The following is a 24,588-nucleotide window of genomic DNA, read 5'->3' on the forward strand; positions in this document are numbered from 1 at the left end:
CCTCACCGCCGATCACTCCGCCGACGCCACCGATTTTGCGAAGGTCGGCTGCTGTTGCAGCCAGGCCTGATAATCGGTCTCGTTATCGACGACGACGGTGCCGCGCATCTGCGGATGGCCGACGCCGCACAGTTCCGCGCAGAGAACCTCGAAGGTTCCCGTCCGTGTCGGCGTAAACCAGTAATAGGTGACCGTACCGGGGATCATGTCCATCTTGGCCCGGAATTCCGGCACGTAGAAATCATGCACGACGTCGATCGAACGCAGCAGCATCTTGACCGGCCTGCCGGCGGGCAAATGCAACTCGCCGCCTTCAACGATGACATCGTCCATTCCGGCGGGATCCTGCCTGTTGAGGCCGAGCGGATTGTCGGCTGTGACATCGCGCGTGTTTACCCGCCCCAGCCGTCCGTCCGCTCCGGGCAGCCGGAAACTCCATTGCCATTGCTGGGCAAAGACTTCGACCTCGGCGGCGCCATCAGGGACCGTGACGAACTGTTTCCAGACGAAGAGGCCTGGCAGCAGCATTGCGGCCACCCCGATGCCGGTTCCCCCCGCCAGCCACCATTCCAGCCGCTTGTTTTCGGGCTGATACGCCGCCTGATTTCCGACCCGGTGCCGGAAGCGGAGAACGCAATAGGCTATGAACAACACGACGGCTGCGAACACAAAACCGGTGATCCAGAAGGTGATGGTGATCGTATTGTCGATGTAGCTCCAGTTCGAAGCGATCGGCGTCCACCACCACGGGCTGAGCAGATGGAACGCGATCGATCCCACCACCAGCAGAACAAGAACCACGACGACAGCCATTGCCTCCTCCCAGACCCGGCCACGACTATTTCCACGCTCCAATTTGCTATTTGGAGTATTGCTTCAGATAGGCGATGAGATTGGTGATATCGGTATCGTCTTTCAGCCCGGCAAAGGCCATTTTCGTGCCCTTCACCTTCGCTTTGGGGTCAGGCAGATAGTCGCGAAGCGACGTCTCGTTCCATATCAGGCCGGCCTTGCCTGCCTCCTGCATCGCCGGGGAATAGGCGAAGTTCGGATGCGTGCCGGCCGTCCTGCCAAACAGACCGTTCAGCGATGGCCCGACCTTGTTTTGGTCGGTTTCGGCTACATGGCAGATGGCGCATTTTTTGAAAACGATGGCCCCTGCGGCCGGGTCGCCTTCCTGGGCGCGCGCGTCAAGCGGAATGGTAATGGCGAAAAGCAGACAGATCGGAAGAAAACGATACAACATGGCATCCTCACGCTCTCCATCGCCATCCCGGCCGGAATGGCTGCCACCAGGCAGGCCGCAACGACAGGGAAGTGATCTACAGGCAGATTTCCTTTGTGAATTCAGGGCATACGGCTTGGATAAACGGGAACGATCAGTTTTCGATAGAGATGCCAGGTCGCATGTCCGAGGACCGGCATGATGACCGCGAGGCCGACGAAGACAGGGATGGTGCCAACGACGAGCAGCGCCGCGACAATTAGTCCCCAAAGTGCAACCGGTACGGGATTGGCAAGTGTGGCGCGTATGCTCGCATCCACGGCCGCGACCGCGCCGACATCACGATCCAAGAGCAACGGGAACGCCACCACCGTCGTCGCCAGCACAATGACGGCGAAAACGAAACCAGCGAGGTTCCCCCAGATGATGAGGGAGAGACCCTGCTGGGTCGTCAGGACGTCCGACAGAAACGTCGAGAGCGAGATCGGACCGGTTGCGTCGAAAGTCGAGGTATAGAGGTTTTGCGCAACAATCAGCCAGACGATGAAAAGCGCAAACAACATAAGGCCGACAGCGATGATCGACGGCATCGCCGGGGAGTGACGAACCTCCAGCGCATAACGCCATGAGCTATCCATTCCCTGCTCGCGCCGTCGACTGATTTCATAGAGACCGATGGCCGCGAGCGGACCAATCAGCGCAAAACCTGACATCAAGGGATAAATCAGCGGCAACAGATTAGCGCCGGAACTCCACATGACCAGAAAAACACCCGCGATCGGATACATAAGACAGAGAAAGACATAGTGGGACGGCTTCTCTTTGAAGTCAGCAAGTCCCAACCGCAATGCATCGACAATATCCGCGATACCAATCTTACGGACCTCCGGGCGCGCAAATTCGCCGCGCGCACCGGCCATGACATGGAACGCCGTCATAGCACTTCTCCTCCTGCGCCATGATCCGGCTGGCAGTATAGGAACGCCCGGTGACCCTGTTATCCGCGCGTCAAACCGCAACCGGCAGACTTGTATTTTATCAAATCCTGCCACCCTTGTCGCCTATTCTTTAATTTGGGGAAATTAGATCCTCAGCGTGGGCGAGTGACGCTTTGCGACCGATGGCCGCATCCGGCGGATTCCGTTGAAAAACTCTCTGGATTTGCTTCTCATCCGCCCTTTTTGTTTTTCCGGGCGGTGTACCAATGCTTTTGTGCCCCGCGCCTCGGCGCAGGGTGCTGGTCGATGCCGTCCTCAGGCGGCAATGGGACCGCATGGCAGTATCTGAGGCCTGAGTTTGGCCAGTCTCCTCAGGTTCTGTGCCGTTGCCGCAAGCAGGAATTCGTCTCGCGCACCACACGGTCCCCGAAGTCGAAGACGCGCCATCCGTAGAATGCGTTTGAGATGCGCGAAGAGCATTTCGACTTTCTTCCGGCGATGACGCGACAGTTCATATTCTGGTGTGGTCGCAATCGCTCTGGCAACATCGCGCGCATCCTCATTGAGATCGCGCGGCACCTTCCGCATAGGCGTGTTAGGGCAACAACGCTGCTTCAGGTCACAGACATCACAGTCCTTTTTGCTGGCACGATAAATCCGTGTTCCTTCGGCCGTAATCCCCAATCTTGGCGTATCGTAAGTGCGGTGGAACTGCTTCGCATCCTGACCGAAAGGACTATCTTTGGGAAATAGGCAGCGGTGCGAACTGGCTAGCGTACCATGTGGCCGTGACCCTTGCATTGCAGCATTTCTTCAGAGGATTACCCAATCATCCGGTCCCTGGATTTCTTGTCTACGATCAGCCGAGCCAAGTTTACTTTCCCACCGGATTCGAAGATGATCGCAAACAACGACCCGGACGATCACGCGATCAGGACATTGCCGCGGTTAGAGCGATATTCACCGCCATCGCTGATGAAATCGTGGGCGCGGAGGGCCAACTGCAGGCTATTGTCCTAGACCATGCAGGGCCTGACGTCTGGGGTGGCCTCATGGGTGTCACGCTCGCCGCTGAGTGGCGTGGCGACGAGGCGCTAGTTCCGCAGAGTTGGCTCACAGATAGAAATGCATGATCCGGCGACAATCGCAATGATGGTCTGTTCGGACGGACACCGTAGGCGTCACCTGCGGATAACGCGAATGAGGATCAGGAATTGAACGTCATTACAGGAACCGGATTCACCGCTGCCACCCTGCTTTTTTCGAGCTCTGCCGCCTTTGCCGCGCCGACATATCTCAGTTGCGAATTCGCCGGTTCGAAGGGAACCCCTCAGGTGTTCAATTTCGTTCTCGACGAAGCCGCCGGGACATTTGGAGTTTATGTCCCGGTTTCTGGAAGTCAGAGAATGGAGAAAGGCACCTTTGCCGGTGGTAAGGCGAGCCTGAATGAAGGCTCGGTGGCATGGGAGATCGACATCGCCAAGGGTTCAGTCATTCGTGACAAGCGCATGGTTGGCGAGAAGGATGGCGGGACCTGCAAGACGATCTCGCACGCGCAGAGCGGCTTTGAAGAGTAATTGCCGCTCTGGACAAGAGGCCAGTATCGAGACCTCTGCACATGGAGCTGACGGCCCGGCACATCTATAGCGCCCTGGCGAAGCGCTCCAGTTTGCCCAGCGTTTGCTGACCCAGCTCCACGGCGCCGAAACCCTTCGCTTGCTGGAACTCGGCTTCCGTGCTGAACACCATGCCCAGCACAACTTTTGTTGCGCCATCCTGATCTTCGAACGAGGCCCAGGCGTCGGCATGTTTTGGCCCGTTTTCGCCCCACAGCAGCGTATAGGCGAGCCGCTCTTCGGGCCGGACCTCGACATAACGATGATGGTTCGGGAAAACTGTGCCGTCAGGGCCGATCATGTCAAAGACCCATTCGCCGCCGGTCCGCAGATCAATCCTCTTCGTGCGGCAGGAGAACCCGTCAGGACCCCACCATCGCGGCAGCGTCTTCTCGTTCATCCAGGCTTTCCAGACTTTGTTTCGCGGCACCTTTATCACTCGCTCCAGAACCATGGTTCGCCCGGCCACGCTGGCCAGATTGTTGAGACCGGCGCTGAAACCCTGTTGATAACCATCCCGCATATCCTCTGCCAGCGAGGAAAGCTGAACCGTTACGGTCAAGCGGCTACGCTCTTCCACAGCCTGAAAATCGGCAGTGATCAGCGCTGCCGACTGCGTTACGCCGCCGGAGGAAACCACCTCGTAATTCACGCTGCGGCGGGCCGGCTGCAACTCCAGCCAGCCGCATTCACAGCGAATATCCGGCTGGCCGGCAACCTTGCAGAGCGAAACTTCGCGACCGCCAAGCCTGCTGTCCGCCTCCAGGAACTCCACGGTGATCGCGGGTGTGGGAGAAGCCCACACCGCCCGGGCGGCGGGTGACAGCCAGACCTGCCAGAGCGCCGATGGCGGAACGGCAATTTCCCGTTCAAAACTCAGCGTCGCAAAACGGTCCTGTGTCAGATGCGGTTCGGCGCGTGCGCCTTCCTGACCCGGCTTCGTCGTCATTCGGAATCCTCCTTCATGGCCTGCATTGCAAATGCCTCCAGCCGGTCAAGCCGGCTCTCCCACATGGCTCGCTGCTCATCGAGCCACGTGCGCACCGGCTCCAGTGCTTCCGGCACGATCGCACAGGTGCGCACTCGCCCATCCTTGGAGGTGATGATCAGCCCCGCCTCCTCCAGCACGGAAAGGTGCCGCATAACCGTGGGCAGACGCAGCCCCGTGGGAGCGGACAGTTCCATGACCGGTGCCGGCCCTCCGCCAAGCCGCGCCAGAATTGCCCGGCGCGTCGGATCGGCAAGAGCCTGGAAGATCAGTGATAGCTCCTGATAATGCTTAGTCATGTTGCTAACTATCACGGTCCATCGTGGCGGCGCAAGGAAAACTTAGTGAATCAACTAAGTTTTCCTTGGTGGAGTGGTGCCGGGAATAAGGCGCCGATGCCTCCCCCCGGCATGTCGTTCAGGCAACCGAGCCTTTCGTCTCTCCAGCGCCTTGGGGTCGGCAGCCGGCGGCAGATGCAACTATCGAGTCGGGAATTAGCCATCAAAAGTTGCAGAAAAGGATTGACTCTCGTAGCTGTGTGAGTGAGCCTTGCCCGGAAAAAGACGGGGAAAATATCAAATCATCATGTTACCAGAACGCTTTAATCAATGCCTGCGGGTCATCCGCTGGACGCCGATCAACATTGCGTCAGCACTGCAATGTGAGCTTTCGTGGATCGAGGCACTGGAGGCGGGCAATGAGGAGGTTCCCGCCGGTCTGGCCACATGGCTTGAAACGCTTGCACAGGCCCATGAAGCTCTCCCGCCCCCATCAACCTACAGAGGAAAACGGTCGGCATTCTGATGCGGCCGATAACTCTCAACCTTCACCAACAACTGGATTACTCGAAATGAAATATGTCATAGCAGCTCTTGGCCTGATCAGCTTCTCAAGCCCCGCCTTTGCGGCATCCTGCGAGAAGAACTTCGCTGTCTCCGGCGTGCCCATGGTGACGGCTGTCTCTTACAAATCATGGCAGGAATTGCCAAAGGCAAAAGCGCCCGCCGTGCTTCAAAAGCTCGCCCAGGCTGTGGCAGCGGAAGGTTTTTCCGGCATCCAGATCAACAAGGCGCTGTCTTCCATTGATGCGCACCAGGAGACCAGCGGCAGCGGCAGAATTCAGACGCTGCGGGTTGTGGCCCGGCAGAAAGGCGCCGGCGTGCGGATCGACGCTGTTTTCAACATTCAGGCAGGACAGATTGCGGACAAGAACGTCATCCGCGAGGGCATTTGCAATATCATCAACGGCGTGTGAAGTGCTGTAGATAAGACTGTCCTTTCGACGGAGCGGGGCCAGCCGCTTCATCTGCGTCGGCCGTAGCGTGATGGCCGCTTCTGCGGGTGGCAACAGGAAGCAGGCCCGGGCCTCACCATTCATGCGCAGTCTTGATGACGGTGCACACCGACATCGGGAATGGCACGCCGTCGGCTCGCCCGGCACGGGCGGTGAACCAGGCGCTGCTCCACGCTGTTTATGACGATGCTTATGGTATGGCGGGCGAACCCGGAATCTGCGACGGGTGCAGGCAGGGATAGTGTCCGTGGCCGCAAGCGCGCCATGAAGCGACGGGGAAAAGATGCCGATTTATGAACTGGCTGCCGTGGGCGCCGCAACCTGCTGGGCGATGACCGGACTTCTGGCGGCACGTCCGGCGGGGCATCTGGGAGCGCTCGCCTTCAACAGGACGCGGCAGCTTTTTGTCGCTTCCCTGCTGGGGGTCTATGTTCTCGCTTCGGGAACCTGGCGGGAACTGCAGCCCGAGGCGCTATCGGCGCTTCTGCTATCCGGTTTCATCGGCATCTTCGTTGGCGATACGCTGCTGTTCACCTGTCTCAATCGGCTGGGGCCACGCCGCTCGGGAATCCTGTTTGCCCTCAACGCCCCAATTGCCGCGCTGCTGGGATGGGCGGTGCTTGGCGAGGAGCTTTCCGCGACAACGGTCACCGGTATAGGCCTGACGCTGTGTGGTGTTCTGCTCGCAATCCTCTTTGGCAAGCGCAAGGCGCAGCTGCACGAATGGGAGAGAGTGAAGGGACCGCTTTGGCTGGGCGTGCTCCTCGGCCTGCTGGCCGCACTCAGTCAGGCCGTCGGCTCGCTGATCGCAAGACCCGTCATGGCGACCGGGATCGATCCGATTGCCGCTTCCATGCTGCGCGTTGGGGCCGCGGCGCTCTGCCTGACGGCGCTTACCATGCTGCCCATCAAGGCAGTTCGTCCGAATGGACCGCTGACGAAGAGCATTTTCCTGCAGACGGCGCTTACCGGCATCATCGCGCTTGCCTTCGGCATGACGCTGCTTCTTTTCGCACTTTCCGGCGGCAAGATCGGCATCGTCTCGACGCTGTCTGCAACAACACCTGTCATCATCCTGCCATTGCTGTGGCTGAGAACGCGGGAATTGCCGGCACCCGGCGCATGGGCCGGGGCCGCTCTGGTCGTGGCCGGCATGGCGCTGATGTTCTGGAAGTGACCGAAGCCTTAAGCGCCGCAGATGACGCCGCTGGTGCCACGATATACTATTGCAAATAATGTCCAGCTGTCTCGGCCGTACACTTGCGCGGCAACTTTCGCGTGTCTAAAAGACGCGAAATGTTAATTCGCATTACAGAGGACCAACTTCGTGGAACAGGTAAACACTCCAGTCGGCAAGGGCCGGCGCAAGGCTTTATGGGCAGCGGTTGCGATTATTGCCATCGCGGCTGCAGGTGTCATCGGTGGTAAAGCCTTCTACGAAGCAAAGGTCGATGAACTGATTGCACGCAGCGGCGCAACGGCCCGCTCCGTGAACGTTGATTTTCTCGGACAAATCCATATTCGCGAGCTGACCCTGCCGCTTGAAGACGGCAAGAACATCCAGATCGCAGCGATCGACGGGCGTCCCAGACTTCCTTTCCTGGAAGGCGCGCTTGATATGAACGGCATCGATATTGACGTGCCGACCGGCAAGATCTCCATGGCGCATGCCCGTGTCGAGAATGCCGCCTTCAAGAAAGTGGCAGCGGCATCTGGCGATGGCAATGCAAACTCCCTGTCCAGACGCATGGAGCGCTTTGCAGCGACGCGCATTTCGACGCCTGAACTGACATTCACCCAGTCCATCGCCGACACCGAGCAGAAGACCGTTTACAACAACGCGGCTCTCGTGGACATCGCCGATGGCCGGGTCGCCCGCTATACGGTCGACAATGCCAGCTATGACATCAAGATGGCTCTGCCGGACAGCACTGGCACGATGGAAAAGAAGCACATGGTCGTCTCGACGGGTGCAATAACCGGCCAGGACTTCGACGCCGCCTACCTTGCAAGGCTCTACACGGAAAAAGCAGGTCCCGAAGACAAGGAGGCAAAACCTCTTTACGGACCACTCTCCGTCAGCAAGATTTCCTTCTCCGACGGTGACGGTCGCTTCAGCTACGACGAAATACGCAGCGACGGCTTTACCGCTCGCATGCCGGCCGAGCCGCTGCTGGAAACCCTGAAGGCGCTGACGACAACCCAGAATGCCGATGAGCTTTCACCACAGGAGCGGCAGGCATTTTTCGGCAAGGTCGTGTCCATTCTGGACATGATGGGCAAGAGCAACATGCAGCTGCTGGGCTTCAAGGTCGACGCGCCTGATCAAAGCGAAGGGGCGGACGGCAAGCGGGTCAAGGCCACCATCGAGCGCATCGACATGCAGATGGACAGCCGCAAGCTCGATTTCGGCCTGAACGGCATGTCGATTGGCGATGGCGACGGCAAGATCGAAGTCGCCGAGGCAAGCCTCAAGGGCTTTGACTGGAGTTCCACAATCGAAGGTCTCTCCCAGATCGTCGGCTTCGATGAAACGAAGATGGAGACATTTCCGTTCAATCGGCTGATACCGGAACTTGGCAGGGTGCGTGTCGGTGGCATCAACGTTGATATCGCCGCACCGGAAAAGACGGATGAAGAGGCCGCAGGCACGCCTGAACGCATCAAGTTCACGCTCAAGAATTTCGAGATGGGCCTGACAAAGCCCTTCAATGGCATCCCGACCGATATCGAGATCAGACAGGAAGACCTCTCCCTGCCCATCCCGGCGGATTCGACCGAGGAAGTTTTTGTTGAAGCGCGCAAACTGGGTCTGGAGTCGATCGCCCTGTCTTATGCCATGGCCGCAGGCTGGGACGAGCCGAACAAAAATCTGGTGATCCGCGAAGTCTCGTTCAGCAGCAAGGATATTGGCAGCGTCAATTTTTCCGGTCTGGTGAGCGGGTTCACGGAAGAGTTTTTCTCCTTCGACTTCGGTCGCGCCCAGGCTGCGCTTTTCGGGCTTGCCGGTCGTGAGGTCAAATTCACGATCAAGGACGAGGGCATGATGGCCAAGGCGATCAAGCTTTATGCCCTGCAGAACGAGATGACCGAGGATCAGGTGCGTGGCACTTTGACGTTGGTTGCCAACGTGATGCTGCAGCAGGTGGCCGCCGAACAGCCGAAACTCCAGGATGCGGTGAACGCACTCGTCCAATTCATCAACACGCCGGGAACCTTGACCGTCACGGTCAAATCAACAGGCCCAAATGGCCTTGGCCTTTTTGACCTGGCTGCAGCCTCGGATAATCCGATGCTTCTTCTTGACAAGGTCGATATTCAGGCAACAGCCGAATAAGCCGGCCTATCGGCCGCCAATTATCTCAAGCTCAGTTTCCTGAGCTTGAGAAAACCTGAATATACATTTTTCCGCACCATTTGCGGGGCGGCATATTGAAACTTCGAATAGGATTTTTACAAGCTTATTTAATAAGCTATTCCGAAAATCGGAAGTCATGCATTAACAGCAATCACAGATGGAAGCCTGAATATCGCTCCATGGGTTCGGCTCTTCCGCAGCCGACGGAAGGCACCCGACATATTTTCACGCACCGGCCGAAAAGACGGACCGTCTTCTCATCAACGGTGCGGCCGTCGGGCCGGCGATGCGACAATGGCCGCCTCCATGTTGCGATGGACCAGCGTATGGTTTCGGATGCCCGCCCTTCGGCAGGCATCCGTCAGATCGCTATGACGTTCTTCAGATAACACGTCATGTCCGGGAGGTTTTCACCTCCCGGCGCCCAAACCTCAATAATGGACCGAGAGGGAATCGATCGGCGTGCCCTTCGACGGGGTGAACTTGGTCAGGTCGATCCCTTCGACGGCTGCCTTGTATTCCTCAGCGCTTGGCGTGCGGCCAAGGATTGCCGACAGGACGACGACCGGGGTCGAAGCGAGAAGCGACTCGCCCTTCTTTTCGGCCGTGTCTTCCACGACGCGCCCCTGGAACAGGCGAGTCGAGGTGGCCAGAACGGTATCGCCCTTTTCCGCCTTCTCCTGGTTGCCCATGCACAGGTTGCAGCCCGGGCGCTCCAGATAGAGGATGTTCTCGTATTCGGTGCGGTTGGAGGTCTTCGGCTTCAGGTCGTCGAATTCGAAGCCGGAATACTTCTGCAGGATTTCCCAATCCCCTTCCGCCTTCAGCTCATCGATGATGTTGTAGGTCGGCGCGGCAACGACGAGCGGCGCCTTGAACTCGACCTTGCCTTCGGCCTTTTCGATGTTCTTCAACATCTGGGCGACGATCTTCATGTCGCCCTTATGCACCATGCACGAACCGACGAAGCCCAGATCGACCTTCTTGGTGCCGCCGTAATAGGACACCGGACGGATCGTATCATGGGTGTAACGCCGGGAGACATCGGCATTGTTGACGTCGGGGTCGGCAATCATCGGTTCGTCGATGACATCCAGATCCACAACGACTTCGGCGAAATATTTCGCATTGTCGTCGGGGGTCAAGGCGGGCTTTTCACCCGAGCGGATTTCGGCAATACGCTGATCCGCCTTGGCGATCAGGCCCTTCAGCGTCTGGGCCGCATTGTCCATGCCCTTGTCGATCATGATCTGGATGCGCGACTTGGCGATCTCCAGCGACTCGATCAGCGTCTCGTCCTCAGAGATGCAGATCGACGCCTTGGCCTTCATCTCGGCCGTCCAGTCGGTGAAGGTGAAGGCCTGGTCGGCGAGCAGCGTGCCGATATGGACTTCGATGATGCGGCCCTGGAAGACGTTGTCGCCATGCTGCTTCAGCATCTGCGCCTGCGTCGCATGCACAACATCGCGGAAGTCCATATGCGGCTGCATCGCGCCCTTGAAGGTGACCTTGACGGATTGCGGGATCGGCATGGTCGCCTCGCCCGTCGCCAGCGCCAGCGCAACTGTGCCCGAGTCGGCGCCGAAGGCGACGCCCTTGGACATGCGGGTGTGGCTATCGCCGCCGATGATGATCGCCCAGTCATCCACGGTGATGTCGTTCAGCACCTTGTGGATCACGTCCGTCATCGAATGATAGACGCCCTTCGGGTCGCGCGCGGTGATGACGCCGAAATTGTTCATGAAGGACATGAGCTTGGGAATATTCGCCTGCGCCTTCTTGTCCCAGACGGAGGCCGTGTGGCAGCCCGACTGATAGGCGCCGTCCACCAGCGGCGAAATGACGGTTGCCGCCATCGCCTCAAGTTCCTGCGCGGTCATAAGGCCGGTCGTATCCTGCGAGCCGACGATGTTCACCTTGACGCGAACGTCCGAACCGGCATGCAGAACCTTGCCGGGCGTTACGCCGACGGCGTTGCGGTTGAAGATTTTCTCAACGGCGGTGAGGCCCTGACCTTCGATCGCAATTTCCTTGTTCGGGGCAAAGACCGGCGTAGCCTCGACGCCGAGCGTCTGAGCCGCAAAGGTCTGCAGCTTCTTGCCGAAGACGATGGCGTAGGAGCTGCCCGCCTTCATGAATTCCATCTTCTGGGGCGTGAAGGCACCGGCGACGTCGACCAGCTCATTGCCGCTTTCGTCGCGAAGCTTGCGGTTCTTGGCGTCGATCTTGAGGACAGTGCCGGTCTCGACCGAATATTTCTGCTCGAGGATCGGGTTGCCGTCATTGTTGAGGATCGGCTTGCCGTCTTCACCGAGCTTCTTCACCCAGTTCTTCAGGTTGATGCCGATGCCACCAGTCACGTCGACGGTGGTGGCGAAGATCGGCGATATGCCGTTGGTGCCGGCCACGATGGGGGCGAAATTGACGAAGGGCACATAGGGGCTGGCCTGCTTGCCGGTCCACAGCGCCACGTTGTTGACGCCGGACATGCGCGACGAGCCAACGCCCATCGTGCCCTTTTCGGCGATCATCATCACCCGCTTATCGGGGTGCTGTTTCTGAAGCGCGACGATTTCCGCCTGCGCTTCCGGCGTGATCATACACTGGCCGTGCAGCTGGCGGTCGGAGCGCGAATGCGCCTGGTTGCCGGGCGACAGAAGGTCGGTCGAAATATCGCCTTCTGCGGCGATGAAGGTCACGACCTTGATCTCGTCTTCGACATCCGGAAGCTTGGTGAAGAATTCGGCCTTGGCGTAGCTTTCAAGAACACCCCTGGCGATGGCATTGCCCGCCTTGAAGGCGTCACGCAGCCGGAACATGTCGGCGTCGTAAAGGAAGACCTGGGTCTTCAGGACCTCACCTGCCTGCCCGGCAAGTGCCGCGTCATCACCGAGCGTGATGTCGAGCAGCACTTCGACGGAGGGGCCGCCCTTCATGTGCGACAGCAGTTCCAGCGCGAAGGTGGGCGTGATCTCTGGCACGACCGCTTCGCCAAGGATGATCTCCTTCAGAAAAGCCGCCTTGACGCCCGCGGCACTCGTGGTGCCCGGCAGGGAGTTGTAGATGAAGAATTTGAGAGCATCCGTCCGGTATTCGCTACCGGCATCCTTGATCAGCGCAATGATTTCAGCGGTCAATGCGCCGTCATCGATCGGCTTGGGAGCGAGCCCTTGTTGTTCTCTGCTTTTGATCTCAGCCAGGTAATCCAAGTAAAGGTTCATCGCAATCCCAACGTCCTGATATGTATGGAGCCAAAACCCAGCACCACCGAACTGTCACGTCAATAGGTCTGGGTCTTTTATCGGTTTCGAGTACGCCAACCGGGGCCGGCTGACAAGATGTCGCATTTCAGTATAATCGTTTCAATCGTTCCGTTGTCCGACTGTCGCGACAAAAATGGGCGGCCCGTCTCCGAACCGCCCGTTCTTATATCAGACCAGCGTCATGCCGGCGCGACAATCATCAAAACTCCTCCCAGCTATCTGCAGACGTTTTCAGTGCAGCATTGCCGGAAAACGCCGCCTTGATCCTGCTGCCGAGGGCACGCGCCGGGGACGCTGTGGGCCTGTCTGACGAAGAGACGGTGCGGACCGGGGCGGAAGCTTCACTGTAACCGCCTTCGGACAGTTTGAACTGGGCAATAAGCCCGTTGAGCGAAGAAGCCTCACGTGCAAGGCCATGGCTTGCAGCCGTGCTTTCCTCCACCATCGCGGCGTTTTTCTGGGTGTCCTGATCCATCTGGTTCACGGCCGTGTTGATCTGCTGGAGGCCGGAGGACTGTTCCTGCGCCGATTCCGCGATTGCCGCGACGTGCCGGTTGATTTCCTGCACTTCCGTGACGATCAACTCCAGCGCCCTGCCGGTTTCGCCAACCAGTTGCACGCCCTGCTGCACCTGACCGTTCGATGTCGTGATCAGGTTCTTGATCTCCTTGGCCGCTCCCGCGGAACGCTGCGCCAGTTCACGAACCTCCTGCGCGACAACGGCAAAGCCCTTGCCCGCATCACCGGCACGGGCGGCTTCCACGCCGGCATTCAGGGCCAGAAGGTTGGTCTGGAAGGCGATCTCGTCGATCACGCCGATAATGTTGGAAATCTCATCGGCGGATTTGGCGATCTGCTCCATCGCGGAGACGGCTTTCTGCACCACTTCTCCGGACTTTTCCGCGCCGATCTTTGCGCGGCTGACGAGCTGACCCGCTTCCTGGGCGCGTTTGGTGGAATCCTTCACCGTGACGGTGATCTCTTCCAGCGCCGCCGCGGTTTCTTCAACGGCTGCCGCCTGCTGCTCCGTACGTCTTGCCAGATCGTCTGCGGCAGACCTGATCTCGCCCGCACCGGCATCGATGCCGCGCGCATTCTGCGCCACCTGGGTCAGCGTCGATTGCAGCTGTTCGGCCGCCCTGTTGAAGTCGCCGCGAATGCCGTCGAGGCCGGATGCGAAAGGTTGAGCAATGCGGTAAGTCACGTCGCCCTGGGAAATCTTCGAAAGGGCCGTGGCAAGGTTATCGACGGCGAACTGCACGTCGGCGGCTTCCCTGGCCTTCTGTTTTTCGCGCTCGATCCGGTCTTTCTCCGAAGTCGAGCGGTTGGCTTCCGTCTCGTTCTCAAGCCGGATGCGCTCGATTGCATTCTCACGGAACGCCTGAACGGCAGCGGCCATCTGGCCGACTTCATCCTTGCGGTCCATTCCGTCGATTTCGCTTGCCGTATCACCGGCCGCCAGAGATCCCATGCGGGCGCGAAGCCGCGCAATCGGGGTGGTGATGCCACGCGAGGAAACAAACAGGCCGAGTGCGATCAATGCCAGCGAAATGAGTGCTATGCTGACCAGAGCTGTCCAGATCGTCGTATTCGTGCTGGCGGTGAGCTGCTGCCTGCCATCATTCATCACCTGAATAAGCTGCTCGTTGCCCGCGCTGATCTTCGGCGACACTTCGCCGATTTTCCGAAGGACGTTCAGCGCCATCTGCTGCGCTTCGGCGGTTTTTCCCGCCTGCATCAGGGTGATGACCTGATTGCCGATTTCCTCGACTTCAACGACACCTTTCAGGATATCGCGGGCGGCATCCGTGCGGGCCGGCACCAGTTCCATGATTTTGTTCTGGCGTTCTTCGAGTTGTTTGCGGTCTGCCCTGAAAGTCTTGACCGCCGATTCGAAATCGCTGCCGGCCGGATCATTAAGGCTGGCGCGAAGCATCTGCATGCCGAGTGCATTGAGATTGCCGCTGGTTCTGGCGTTCAGTACCGCCGCAAGAGCCTCATTGGCGATGAAATCGCTATAGACCTGATCGGTATTTTTGTATTGCAGGCTGACGTAGCTAATTCCGGACAGCGACATCAAACTCATCAGCGAAATGACAAAAACGACCTTCGTTTTTATCTTGGTATTCTTCAGGAAAGACATGAATGGCCTCAAGGCAAGCGCTCCGCCAGCCGCCCGTTAGGGAGGCCGGGGAAACATAAAATGAAACATCGCGGGTAGCTGTTGCCCCTCCTCATGGGGCGACAAGCGGATGCCCTTGTCCGAGCTGCCACGAGGCAGACCGAGGGGGCCGCTTGTTCTACCGGCTCCGCCGATGAAACCTTGGAACCTGCCTGTTTAGATTTCACAAAACCACTGAATGAAGTGTTACCTAATATATGCAAGTGCTCATAATTCGCTGCGCTGCAACCTTATTCGAGAAGCGATTTCGGGTGGAGCACCGTCAGTTTTCGACGAACAGTTTTTCGACTGCAAAATCGATGAAAACCCGCAGCCTTGGAGCCATGAACCGGGCAGACGGCCAGACTATCGAGAACTGACCCGGCGCGGCGAGATGTTCGTTCAAGACTGGCTCGAGCAGACCATCCCGGATGGCGTCCATCGCCAGAAATTCAGGCATGTAGGCGAGGCCCATCCCATCGATCGCCGCCGCCCGTATCGCTTCCATATTGCCGCAGGTGAGAGCGACACGCATGGTCGACAGGGGGTTATCACCATCTTCCAGCAGCCATTCCTGAAACTTGCCGGAGGTCGGAAAGCGGAACCGCAAAGCTTCATGGTTCGAGAGTTGGTCAGGATGACGGGGCATGCCCATTCGTTGAAAATAGGCTGGCGACGCGCATAAAACGAAACGGAACGGTCCCAGACGTCGTGCGATCAGGCTCGAATCGTCAAGCTCGCCGCTGCGGATTGCCGCATCGAAGCCGCCTTCGATCAGATCGACCCGCCTGTCGTTGAAGTCGAGTTCCAGCTCGATATCAGGATATCGTCGACGGAATTCAGGCACGATCGGCAGCAGAAATCGGTAGCCGATCGTCGGAAGCGTCACCCGCAGACTGCCGCGCGGCAGAGCCTGATTATCCGTGACCGCCTCATGGGCGTCGCGCAGATCGGTCAAGATGGCGCGATACCGCTCAAACAGCATCGCCCCTTCATTGGTCAGCGTGACCTTTCGTGTGGTGCGGTTGAACAGCCGCACGCCCAACGACGCCTCCAGCCGGGCGATACTTTTTCCGACCGCAGACGGTGACAGTCCGAGGCTTTGCCCGGCCTTGGCGAAATTAAGCCTTTCGGCAACGCGCACAAAAGCATCGATCTCGCTCAACTTATCCATAGTCGTTTATTAGAGAATTTTGATCCGCAATGAAAGGCCGACAAGGCCGATTATCGAACTGCATTCGTCGGATGAGAATGTCGCGACATCATTTTCACTATCGGAGTTCGCATGATCGACACTTCTTACAGGCCATCCGTCAGCCGAAATTCGGTTTTGGCGGCGGTATGTCTCGCCGCCCTGACACTTCCCTTGAACTTCTCCGCCGGCGCGGTCGCCACGCCGGCGATTGGACGCGATCTTGGCGGGTCGCCGGAATCTCTTACCTGGATCACCAACGCTTTCATGCTGGCTTTCGGAAGCCTGTTGATGGCGGCCGGCGCGCTGGCGGATCGATATGGCAGACGGCGCGTGTTTCTGATTGGCCTTGCGCTATTTGTCGGCTTTTCCTTCGCGCTTGGGCTGGCGCCTTCAGTCTGGATCATCGACCTGTTACGCGCCGGTCAGGGCGTGGGTGCTGCTGCCGCACTGGCTGGCGGAACGGCGGCGCTGGCGCAGGAATTCGACGGCCATGCCAGAACGCGCGCCTTTGGGCTATTGGGAACGACCTTCGGCGTCGGGCTTGCCTCCGGTCCGCTGCTGACGGGATCGATGATCGAGACCGTCGGATGGCGGGCGATATTCCTCGCCGGCGGCCTGATCGGCCTTCTGGCCCTGGTCCTCGGCCCGCCACGGATGCGAGAAACGAAAGATCCCGATGCTGCGCAGCTCGACTGGCCGGGAGCAGCGAGTTTTACCCTCACACTCACTCTGTTCACCGTGATGATGATCGAGTTGCCTGTTCTCGGGCCTACTGGCGTTACCGTTTTCAGCCTCGGATTTGCGATTTCGCTCGCGGCCTTCATCATGATCGAGATGCGGACGGCGCGGCCGATGCTGGACCTGTCGCTGTTCCGTTATGCGCGGTTTGTGGGTGTGCAATTGTTGCCGATCGCCACCTGCGCCTGCTTCGTCGTTCTTCTGGTTATCATTCCCTTGCGCCTGATCGGCATCGAGCAACAGGGAGCGATCAAGGCGGGGCTTATCATGCTGGGACTGTCGGCCCCGATGCTTGTCGTACCCATCGCGGCGACGATGTTGGCCCGTCATGTTTCACCCGGCCTGCTCTGCGGCACCGGCCTGCTGATCGCCGCTGCCGGCCTCGTCTGGCTTGCCGGTTTCACCGCAGAAGATGGCAGCATGATCGTTCTGCCCATGCTCGTCATCGGCATTGGAGCCGGCCTGCCCTGGGGCCTGATGGACGGCCTGTCCGTCGGCGTCGTGCCGGTGGAACGCGCGGGAATGGCGACGGGCATATTCAGCACTGTGCGGGTTGCCGGTGAAGGCATTGCGCTGGCAATCGTCAGCGCTGCTCTTTCCGCCTTGATTTCAGCCTCGCTCGGACGGTTGACACCCCTCTCCGCATCTCTTTTAAACGAGACAGGGCAACGGCTGGCAGTCGGCGACCTGAGCGGGGCTGCGGCAATATCGTCCCACATCGGGGATGGTGTCTTGGGTGACGCCTATCAGACTGCGTTTTCGACGCTTTGCTGGTGGCTTGCCGCAGTGACGGCGCTCTGCGGGATCGCAATTTTCATCCTGCTGCCGAATGCTGCGACGGTCGCAAACGGTGAGGTCGAGCAACAGACAGCCGCGCAAGGGTAGAGACCGAAAACCCACGGACGCGCGCGGGGCGCGTCGGCCTATCCTGTGATGTGTGCCGGCTGCTATAGCCGACACACTGTGCATTCGATCAAGCCAGATGCTGGTTGAAGAAGCCGGCGATCCGGTCGAACGGGATTTTGTCCGCGCGATCGTAAAGATCGACGTGATGGGTATCCGGAATGATTACGAGTTCTTTCGGTTCAGCTGCGGCGGCGAAAGCAGTTTCACTGAAGTAGCGGGAATGCGCCTTCTCGCCATGGATAATCATGACCGGACGCGGAGATATCTCGGCGATATAGGTCAGGATCGGCATATTCATGAACGACAGCGGTGTGGTCTGCGACCAGGCATTGCCGGAATTGACGGCACGCGCATGATAGCCACGCGGCGTCATGTAGTAGTCGTGGTAGTCGATCAGGAACTGCGCTTCGCCACCCTTTAGTTCGTTATAGGCCGGCTGGTAGGCGGGCGTTCCCTTCTCGGCGTCCACCCAGCGCTGCCGGCTCATCTGCTCCAGCGCCTGTGTGCGTTGCTCAAGGGTGACGCTGTCATTGTAGCCTTTCGACATCACCCGCGTCATGTCGTACATGGTGCTGGCCACGACGGCCTTCACGCGCTTGTCTGAAGCAACCGCATTCAACGCCATGCCACCCCAGCCGCAAATACCGATGACGCCGATACGTTCGCGATCGACATAAGATTGCAGGCCGATGTAATCCACCGCCGCGCTGAAATCCTCGGTATTGATATCAGGCGAAGCAATGTTGCGAGGCTCGCCACCACTTTCTCCGGTATAGGACGGATCGAACGCCAGCGTGGCAAAACCGCGCTCCGCCATGGTCTGCGCGTAAAGTCCCGAGGACTGCTCCTTCACGGCACCGAACGGACCGCTGATGACGAGGGCCGCCAATGGCTGACTTCCGCGGTTCTTCGGCAGGTAAAGGTCGCCCACCAGGGTGATGCCATAGCGGTTTTTGAACGAGACCTTCTCGTGGTCAACATTGTCGCTCTTCGGGAACACCTTGTCCCAGGCAGCTGTCTGGGCGAAGGCCGGTGTCGTGCCTGCAGCCTGCACCATGCCGATTGCGGCAACGGCGATGCCCGTTGCCTTCATCAGGTTGCGCCTGCCGGTGTTGACTGTCTCGGTGGTTTTAATGTCGTTGGTCATGGGAGGTCTCCTGTGTGGATTAAATGCGTTCGATACGCAGCGGAAACTCCCCGGGGAGATGCAGCGCTTCATAACCTTGTTCGAAGCGTCCCAGCCGGATGAGGCCGGGATGCTTGTAGTCGGCATAGAACATCGCCAGATTGCCCCAGGGCATGTAATAACAGAGGTCGTATGGTCGCTTGTTGTCGAACGGCCCATGGCCTTCGACGGTGAGTTTTCGCGGCAGATGAGCGATCTTCTCGTTGGAACTGAAGTCGGCAATCTTGAGATCAAGCGGCAGCATGGATGCGAAGTCGCGCGCCGATGGATTGTCGTAAAGTACGGCAATCATCGTGTTTTTTCCTGATGTCAGCTTGATTTTCACTTCAGTCCGCTCCTGATTGTTCGGGCCGCTTTTACTGAAAGCCCGGCCGGGGACGATGATTGCAGCGATTGCCAGCGCCAGCAGTTCACGTCGTTTCGCATGGGCAAATCTCATGCGCCTGCTGGTCTCCGTGTCACCCGCCAGGCGACAAGGGAAACGAGCGAGGAACAGCTGAGCAGCAGCGCGCTCATGGTGAAGGCCGACCACCACCCGAAAGCGTCGAATAAAACCCCGCCGAACGAGGCTCCGGCCGTAATCGCCAGCTGGATGACAGCGACCTGCAGCCCGCCGCCCGCCTCGGCGTCATCGGGGAGAATACGGCTGAGCCACGTGCCCCAGCCGACGGGCGCGGCGGTTCCAAGAAAACCCCAGCCGACAAGTGCGGCGACGACGGCAATTTTCACATCGCCCAAGGCGACCATGACAAGAGCGATACCGGCCATCAGCAAAGGGATGATCACGAGAATGCTGAACAGGCGTTTGTGCAGCAGCCTTCCGATGACCCATGTCCCGACAGCCCCCGCCAACCCCATGATCAAAAGGAGAAACGACAGCGTTTCGATTCCTACCTGTGTGACCTTTTCAAGAAATGGCCGCAGATAGGTGAAAAGCGCGAACTGCCCCATGAACAACAGGAAGATCGCGGTCATGCCTGCCGCGACAGGCGGGCGGGCGAGCAACCGGAAAACATTGGCGGATTTGCGTTCGCTCCGGGGTGGAAGTGCAGGCAGGGTGATCCACTGCCACAGGAGCGCCAGCAGCCCGATCGGCACGACCAGAAAGAAGGCGCCGCGCCAGCCGATATAGGCGCCCAGCAGGCTTCCGAGTGGCGCAGAAACCGTTGCCGCAACGGCGTTACCGGCGTTGAGCAAAGCTAGCGCCTTTGGCACTTGCTCGCGGGAAACGAGCCGCATCACAATGGCGGTGGACATCGACCAGAAGCCGCCGATCGAAATGCCGAGCAATGCCCGGCCGAGCATCAAAACGGGGAAAGACGGCGCAAAGGTCACGACCAGACCCGATACCATCAGCAGCGCCGTGAGGCCGAGGACGACGATACGCCGGTCAAGCCGCTGCGTCAGGCTGGCAATGAACAGGCTGGTCACCACCGCAAAAATACCCGAGATGGAAATCGCCTGCCCCGTATTTCCTTCCGAAACCCCGAGATCGGCGGCAATCGGCGTGAGCAGGCTGACGGGCATGAATTCCGACGCGATCAATACGAAAGCGCACAGCGTCATGCACAGAACGGCGCTCCACGCCGCGCCTTTGCTTTCTATGTTTTCATTATAGATAAGGGTCACTCGTTCGGTCCCGTCGAAATTTGTTTCTGTGTTCGGACCGGAAGATATTGCCGGGAGACTTTGCCGACAATCCGTGCTAATCCGCATGAACTTATCGAAACTCAATATCAATCGAGGCTTTGATGCAGCGCGAGGACATGAAGGACCTGCTGTGGTTCATGGAGGTGGCCAAGGAACGCAGCTTCACAAAGGCTGCGGCGACGCTTGGAACGTCGCAATCGACATTGAGCTATACCATCAAGCAGCTGGAGGCCCGATTGGGCGTTCGTCTTTTGACAAGGACGACACGCAGCGTTGCAACGACAGACGCCGGCGAGCGGCTGTTTCTGTCACTTGCGCCACGATTTGAGGGCATTGCAGCCGATCTGGTGGACCTCGTCGCTTTCAGGGAAAAGCCCTCCGGCACCGTGCGCCTCACCCTGTCCGACCACGCTTTGCAGATGACCGTCTGGCCGAAATTGGCCCGTGTTCTTTCGGACTATCCGGACATCCATGTCGAGCTTTATAGCGACAACGGCATGCGCAATATCGTTGAGGAGCGCTTCGACGCCGGCGTGCGCTTAGGGGAAAGCGTCGACAAGGACATGATCGCAGTGCGGATCGGCCCGGACTGGCGTCTCAGGGCCGTGGCTTCACCGGACTACTTTTCAAGGCACGGCATCCCGGCCACACCGCAAGATCTGGTCGGCCATACCTGCATCAACACACGCCAGGCAACCTGGGGCGGATTTTACGCCTGGGAGTTTGAGAAGGACGGACACGAGCTGCGCGTCAGGGTTGACGGCCAGTTGAGCTTCAATTCCTCGATGTCCCAGATCGATGCGGCCATAAAGGGTTACGGGATCGCTTACGTTCCGGAGGATATCGTTGAGGAACATATCACTGAGGGCAGATTGCAGGCGGCTCTCGATAACTGGAGCGAGCCCTTCACCGGCTACCATCTGTATTACCCCAGCCGACGCCAGATGTCGCCAGCGATGAAGGTGATCGTCGATGCCCTTCGGCATCATGTTTGATACACCATGACGATGCTACGTCATGATCCGAATAATCCCAATGTCAAAACAGGAGAACCGCTAACATGACAGTACCAACACCATCATTGGCGGCCTTGGCCGAAGAGCAAAAGTCGCTGGAGCTGTCGGCATTCAACTACGAGTTCGCCTGGACGCTGGGAAAACGAATTCGTCACAGGGCGTATGAGGGCAATTTGCCGGTGGCTATCGAGGTTCGCCACGGCATGGACGTTGTTTTTGCAACGCTTGTCGGCGGCGCAACGATCGACAATTTCGACTGGACTCGCCGGAAATGCGCAGCAGTTCACCGTTTCCATCGCAGCTCGCTGCAGCTCAGACTGGAGGCGGAGGAAGGTGGTTATGATTTCAATCAAAAATTCAAGCTTCCGCCGGCCGATTACGTCGCAAGTGGCGGCGGCGTTCCATTGATACTGAAAGGTGGAACGCTCATCGGTACAGTTGCGGTCAGTGGCCTTCCCAATGTCGAAGACCACAATCTCGTGGTGGCCGTTCTCAGGGAGCTCCTGTCATAGATGGCAATTGCGGCTTGGCAGTCGAAGCGACCGCATCAGAGAAAATTCAGTCAGATACTGGGATTTGCGATATTTTGTCGTAGACGACGGCTTGCGGAATATCCGCCACCATTTGTCTTGCGGTGGCCACCAGTTGTTCCACTTCGAAGATGACCGGCCGGCCGGCCGCCGTGACGAGGCCCCACTGGAACGGTATGTGGAATGAAAGGGGCAGAACGCGGACCCCTTCCACCGGCAGACCCCAGAGGGTGATCGATTCGACGATGGCGACGCCGAGCCCCATGCGCGCCAGCGAAAGGGAAACATAGGTCGCATTGCTGTCGATGACAGAGGAAAGATCGACACCGAGACTGGAAAGTACGTCGTTGATCCGCATGCGAAGGCGGAAGGGGTTGGCGGAGGCGATAAGCCGGTGTCCGGCAAGGTCCTCCGCAGAGATCACCGCCTTTTGCGCCAGTGGATGATCCTCCGCAACCACGGCCACGCATGGCACCTCCCCCAGCCAGTGAATGTCGATGCCGGGATTGTCGAGCGGAAGGCTGACCGCACCCAGATCCGCCGTGCCGGCCATCACTGCCTGCACGACATTTTCCGAAGAAATGCTCTGCAGATGCACGTGATCGGGAAACCTGTCGGCCGGCAGGGCCGCGAGCGCCCTCGGCAGAAGGCTGGAGGCAATCGCCGGAATGGCCGCCACCTCGATGGCCGTGCGGCGCGCGGCCCGGATGTGCCGTGCGCTTTCGCTGATCGTTCTGAGGCCGCTGAGAAACAGCTCCGCCTGGGCAAAAAAGGCGACACCCTTTTCGGTAGGGGTGATGCGCGGGCCGTTGCGATGCAGCAGCGCAAAACCGATTTCGCCCTCAAGGTCCTGAATGAGGCGCGTGACGACGGGTTGCGACTTGCCCAGCGCTTTTGCAGCACCGGTAATGCTGCCGATCGAAACCACCGCCACGAAAGCCTCGAGCTGCCGCGTATCGAGATAGTCAGACACCATTTTCCACTCCACCCCGAGACATGTGTTTTTCCGTATCGTCAACGCGCTATACCGGCCGGTTCGCCCGTCTGCAACCAAAGCGCCGCACGCCGGTCAAAGGGATCGAGAGTAGCGCCAAACCCGGCCACAAGCGCCCGCAGAACCATCGGCTTTTCGGCGTGATAAAGCGGCCATTCGCCATTCGGCGCGGCGGGCCGTTCGTCCTTTATGAATGAGACCCACAGTTGGTGGATTGCCTTAGCAAAATCCGTATCCGTCACCCGTTGACGCTCCGGCAGGTCACGGCTGTTGGAGCCATCGCGATACCAGACGGAGCCGACTTCCGCCCCGTGCGGCGCACCCAGTTCATCGGCCTCCAGTGGGCCGTAGAGATATTTATAGACCGGGTTGAAACGGGCATGCAGCCTGGCGAAACGGATAGCGGGGAGCTGGAAAACCAGATCGCCGGCAACCGCGCGCCAGATGCCGCGTGCACTGTGGCCCGGCAAGGCGGCACGATAGCGTTCGACAATGCCGGAACCGGCAAGGCCAAGCGGCAGAACACGCTCATGCAGCAGTTTCGCGCAGAGTGTGAAATCCATCTTCGGCTGCGCCGTCGCGTGGGTAACGTACTCTCCCGTCGTGCAGCCGATCATCATCGGCACGGCGGCGGTGCGCCCTGCCTGCGCGGCAGTTTCCGGGTGTTCCGACAGGCTCACCCCATCGACAACAGGCACAAATGGCACGCCGAGCATCGCCGCCGTCCCGTCGCGGGCAAAATCATGCTGCCCATAGGACTGGTTGCAGAGATCGCGCTGGATTTCGAGCAGCCTGTCCATTGGAAGAGCCGCAAGCGACGCATCGTCCGTATCTGCCGCCGCCAGAAAGCGGTGCGAGAGTTTGGCGGCGTCCTCAAGGGACGCAATTGCCGTGCTTGCCCCGCTCTGCGGCATGGCCCGGTGAAAAAGCCCTTTCGCCCGAGGCATGGCCATCAGCGTCGCGACCGCAAAGCCGCCCGCCGAGCGCCCTGCCAGCGTCACGCGGTCAGGATCGCCACCGAAGGCGGCGATATTGTCGCGCACCCATTCGAGCGCGGCAATGAGATCGAGCAGACCGCGATTGTCAGGCTTGCCCTCGACATGGAGGAAACCCAGTGCACCGAGGCGATAATTGACCGTGACCTCAACGATGCCGCTTGCCGCGAAAGCGCCGCTCTGCAGCACCGGCTCATTGGCCGAACCGACCGCATAACCGCCGCCATGGATCCAGAACAACACCGGCGACCGGCCCGCCGGGTCCGGCGTGCGGATGTTGACGGTGAGAAAATCCTCGCCGAATGCAAGTTTAGAGGTCGCAGCGGTGCCGACCGGACCATAGGTCGGGATTTGTGGACAGACGGGGCAAAGCCGGGTGGCATCGCGCACATCCTGCCACGGCAAAACCGGCTGCGGCGCTTCGAAACGCCGCTCCGGCATGACTGGCGCGGCATAGGGCACGCCGAGAAAGGCGTGAATGCCGTTTTCCCTGATACCCTGCAGCGCGCCGGCTGCCACTTGAACAATCGTCATG

The 24,588-nt window shown here is 59.2% G+C and carries 22 protein-coding genes and 1 pseudogene; 9 read left to right on the forward strand and 14 right to left on the reverse strand.

Annotation, left to right across the window (positions count from 1 at the left end; genetic code table 11):
• Positions 1–12 precede the first annotated feature (12 nt).
• The 4 genes and pseudogenes from FCH38_RS20030 to FCH38_RS20045 all read right to left on the reverse strand — a co-directional run.
• Positions 13–813: a cytochrome c oxidase subunit II gene (locus FCH38_RS20030; RefSeq protein ID WP_174374893.1), complete on the reverse strand. Its 801-nt coding sequence runs from the start codon at positions 811–813 to the stop codon at positions 13–15.
• 46 nt (positions 814–859) lie between these two features.
• Positions 860–1,246 (reverse strand): c-type cytochrome, encoded by a 387-nt coding sequence (locus tag FCH38_RS20035; RefSeq protein ID WP_174374894.1) that lies wholly within the window; start codon positions 1,244–1,246, stop codon positions 860–862.
• 101 nt (positions 1,247–1,347) lie between these two features.
• Positions 1,348–2,163 (reverse strand): DUF2189 domain-containing protein, encoded by an 816-nt coding sequence (locus FCH38_RS20040; RefSeq protein WP_174374895.1) that lies wholly within the window; start codon positions 2,161–2,163, stop codon positions 1,348–1,350.
• A gap of 315 nt (positions 2,164–2,478) precedes the next feature.
• Positions 2,479–2,829: pseudogene (locus FCH38_RS20045) on the reverse strand (transposase); the annotation flags it as partial.
• 20 nt (positions 2,830–2,849) lie between these two features.
• On the opposite strand from FCH38_RS20045, the gene FCH38_RS20050 reads away from it, so the two are divergent.
• Positions 2,850–3,296 carry a DUF3732 domain-containing protein gene (locus tag FCH38_RS20050; protein ID WP_210267268.1) on the forward strand — a complete coding sequence of 149 codons (447 nt, stop codon included), beginning with the start codon at positions 2,850–2,852 and terminating at the stop codon, positions 3,294–3,296.
• A 273-nt stretch (positions 3,297–3,569) separates the two neighbouring features.
• Positions 3,570–3,740, forward strand: a complete 171-nt coding sequence (locus tag FCH38_RS23395; protein ID WP_194287730.1) for a hypothetical protein — start codon at positions 3,570–3,572, stop codon at positions 3,738–3,740.
• A gap of 64 nt (positions 3,741–3,804) precedes the next feature.
• Here the strand turns inward: FCH38_RS23395 and FCH38_RS20060 are convergent, their stop codons facing one another.
• Entirely contained in the window at positions 3,805–4,728 is a 924-nt protein-coding gene (locus FCH38_RS20060; protein ID WP_153516783.1) for an SRPBCC family protein, read from the reverse strand.
• Entirely contained in the window at positions 4,725–5,066 is a 342-nt protein-coding gene (locus FCH38_RS20065; RefSeq protein WP_153516782.1) for an ArsR/SmtB family transcription factor, read from the reverse strand. Before FCH38_RS20065 ends, FCH38_RS20060 begins: the two co-directional genes overlap by 4 nt.
• Positions 5,067–5,352: 286 nt before the next feature.
• On the opposite strand from FCH38_RS20065, the gene FCH38_RS23520 reads away from it, so the two are divergent.
• The 4 genes from FCH38_RS23520 (at position 5,353) to FCH38_RS20080 (ending at position 9,398) form a co-directional block, all read left to right on the forward strand.
• Entirely contained in the window at positions 5,353–5,571 is a 219-nt protein-coding gene (locus tag FCH38_RS23520; protein ID WP_149901330.1) for a hypothetical protein, read from the forward strand.
• Positions 5,572–5,617: 46 nt separating this feature from the next.
• Positions 5,618–6,022: a hypothetical protein gene (locus FCH38_RS20070; protein WP_046800489.1), complete on the forward strand. Its 405-nt coding sequence runs from the start codon at positions 5,618–5,620 to the stop codon at positions 6,020–6,022.
• A gap of 322 nt (positions 6,023–6,344) precedes the next feature.
• Positions 6,345–7,238, forward strand: a complete 894-nt coding sequence (locus FCH38_RS20075; protein ID WP_174374896.1) for a DMT family transporter — start codon at positions 6,345–6,347, stop codon at positions 7,236–7,238.
• Between the two features lie 150 nt (positions 7,239–7,388).
• Positions 7,389–9,398, forward strand: a complete 2,010-nt coding sequence (locus tag FCH38_RS20080) for a hypothetical protein (protein WP_174374897.1) — start codon at positions 7,389–7,391, stop codon at positions 9,396–9,398.
• A gap of 452 nt (positions 9,399–9,850) precedes the next feature.
• Here FCH38_RS20080 and FCH38_RS20085 read toward each other — a convergent pair whose 3' ends face one another.
• The 3 genes from FCH38_RS20085 to FCH38_RS20095 all read right to left on the reverse strand — a co-directional run bounded on the left by FCH38_RS20085 (position 9,851) and on the right by FCH38_RS20095 (position 16,017).
• Positions 9,851–12,640, reverse strand: a complete 2,790-nt coding sequence (locus tag FCH38_RS20085; RefSeq protein WP_174374898.1) for a bifunctional aconitate hydratase 2/2-methylisocitrate dehydratase — start codon at positions 12,638–12,640, stop codon at positions 9,851–9,853.
• A 241-nt stretch (positions 12,641–12,881) separates the two neighbouring features.
• Positions 12,882–14,825, reverse strand: a complete 1,944-nt coding sequence (locus FCH38_RS20090) for a methyl-accepting chemotaxis protein (RefSeq protein WP_149901335.1) — start codon at positions 14,823–14,825, stop codon at positions 12,882–12,884.
• A 301-nt stretch (positions 14,826–15,126) separates the two neighbouring features.
• On the reverse strand, positions 15,127–16,017 hold the full coding sequence (locus FCH38_RS20095) for a LysR substrate-binding domain-containing protein (protein ID WP_174374899.1): 891 nt from the start codon (positions 16,015–16,017) through the stop codon (positions 15,127–15,129).
• A 111-nt stretch (positions 16,018–16,128) separates the two neighbouring features.
• On the opposite strand from FCH38_RS20095, the gene FCH38_RS20100 reads away from it, so the two are divergent.
• On the forward strand, positions 16,129–17,661 hold the full coding sequence (locus tag FCH38_RS20100) for an MFS transporter (RefSeq protein ID WP_174374900.1): 1,533 nt from the start codon (positions 16,129–16,131) through the stop codon (positions 17,659–17,661).
• 88 nt (positions 17,662–17,749) lie between these two features.
• On the opposite strand, the gene FCH38_RS20105 is transcribed toward FCH38_RS20100, so the two are convergent.
• From FCH38_RS20105 to FCH38_RS20115, 3 genes are read right to left on the reverse strand one after another with little or no spacing between them, the layout of a single operon-like run.
• Entirely contained in the window at positions 17,750–18,829 is a 1,080-nt protein-coding gene (locus FCH38_RS20105; protein ID WP_174374901.1) for an alpha/beta hydrolase, read from the reverse strand.
• A 19-nt stretch (positions 18,830–18,848) separates the two neighbouring features.
• Entirely contained in the window at positions 18,849–19,307 is a 459-nt protein-coding gene (locus FCH38_RS20110; protein ID WP_174374902.1) for a cyclophilin-like fold protein, read from the reverse strand.
• Positions 19,304–20,497: an MFS transporter gene (locus FCH38_RS20115; protein WP_174374903.1), complete on the reverse strand. Its 1,194-nt coding sequence runs from the start codon at positions 20,495–20,497 to the stop codon at positions 19,304–19,306. Before FCH38_RS20115 ends, FCH38_RS20110 begins: the two co-directional genes overlap by 4 nt.
• 122 nt (positions 20,498–20,619) lie before the next feature.
• Here FCH38_RS20115 and FCH38_RS20120 point away from each other — a divergent pair, with 122 nt between their 5' ends.
• Entirely contained in the window at positions 20,620–21,513 is an 894-nt protein-coding gene (locus FCH38_RS20120; RefSeq protein ID WP_174374904.1) for a LysR family transcriptional regulator, read from the forward strand.
• A gap of 65 nt (positions 21,514–21,578) precedes the next feature.
• Positions 21,579–22,046 carry a heme-degrading domain-containing protein gene (locus FCH38_RS20125; protein WP_174374905.1) on the forward strand — a complete coding sequence of 156 codons (468 nt, stop codon included), beginning with the start codon at positions 21,579–21,581 and terminating at the stop codon, positions 22,044–22,046.
• A gap of 46 nt (positions 22,047–22,092) precedes the next feature.
• Here FCH38_RS20125 and FCH38_RS20130 read toward each other — a convergent pair whose 3' ends face one another.
• Both FCH38_RS20130 and FCH38_RS20135 read right to left on the reverse strand, forming a co-directional pair.
• A complete protein-coding gene (locus FCH38_RS20130) occupies positions 22,093–23,040 on the reverse strand; it encodes a LysR family transcriptional regulator (RefSeq protein ID WP_174374906.1) in 948 nt (315 codons plus the stop codon).
• Positions 23,041–23,078: 38 nt separating this feature from the next.
• Positions 23,079–24,587, reverse strand: coding sequence for a carboxylesterase/lipase family protein (locus FCH38_RS20135; protein WP_174374907.1), 1,509 nt, complete (start codon positions 24,585–24,587; stop codon positions 23,079–23,081).
• Between the last annotated feature and the right edge of the window lies 1 nt (position 24,588).

It is taken from the genome of Agrobacterium tumefaciens (assembly GCF_013337285.1).
GTDB classification, from domain to species: Bacteria; Pseudomonadota; Alphaproteobacteria; order Rhizobiales; family Rhizobiaceae; genus Agrobacterium; species Agrobacterium burrii.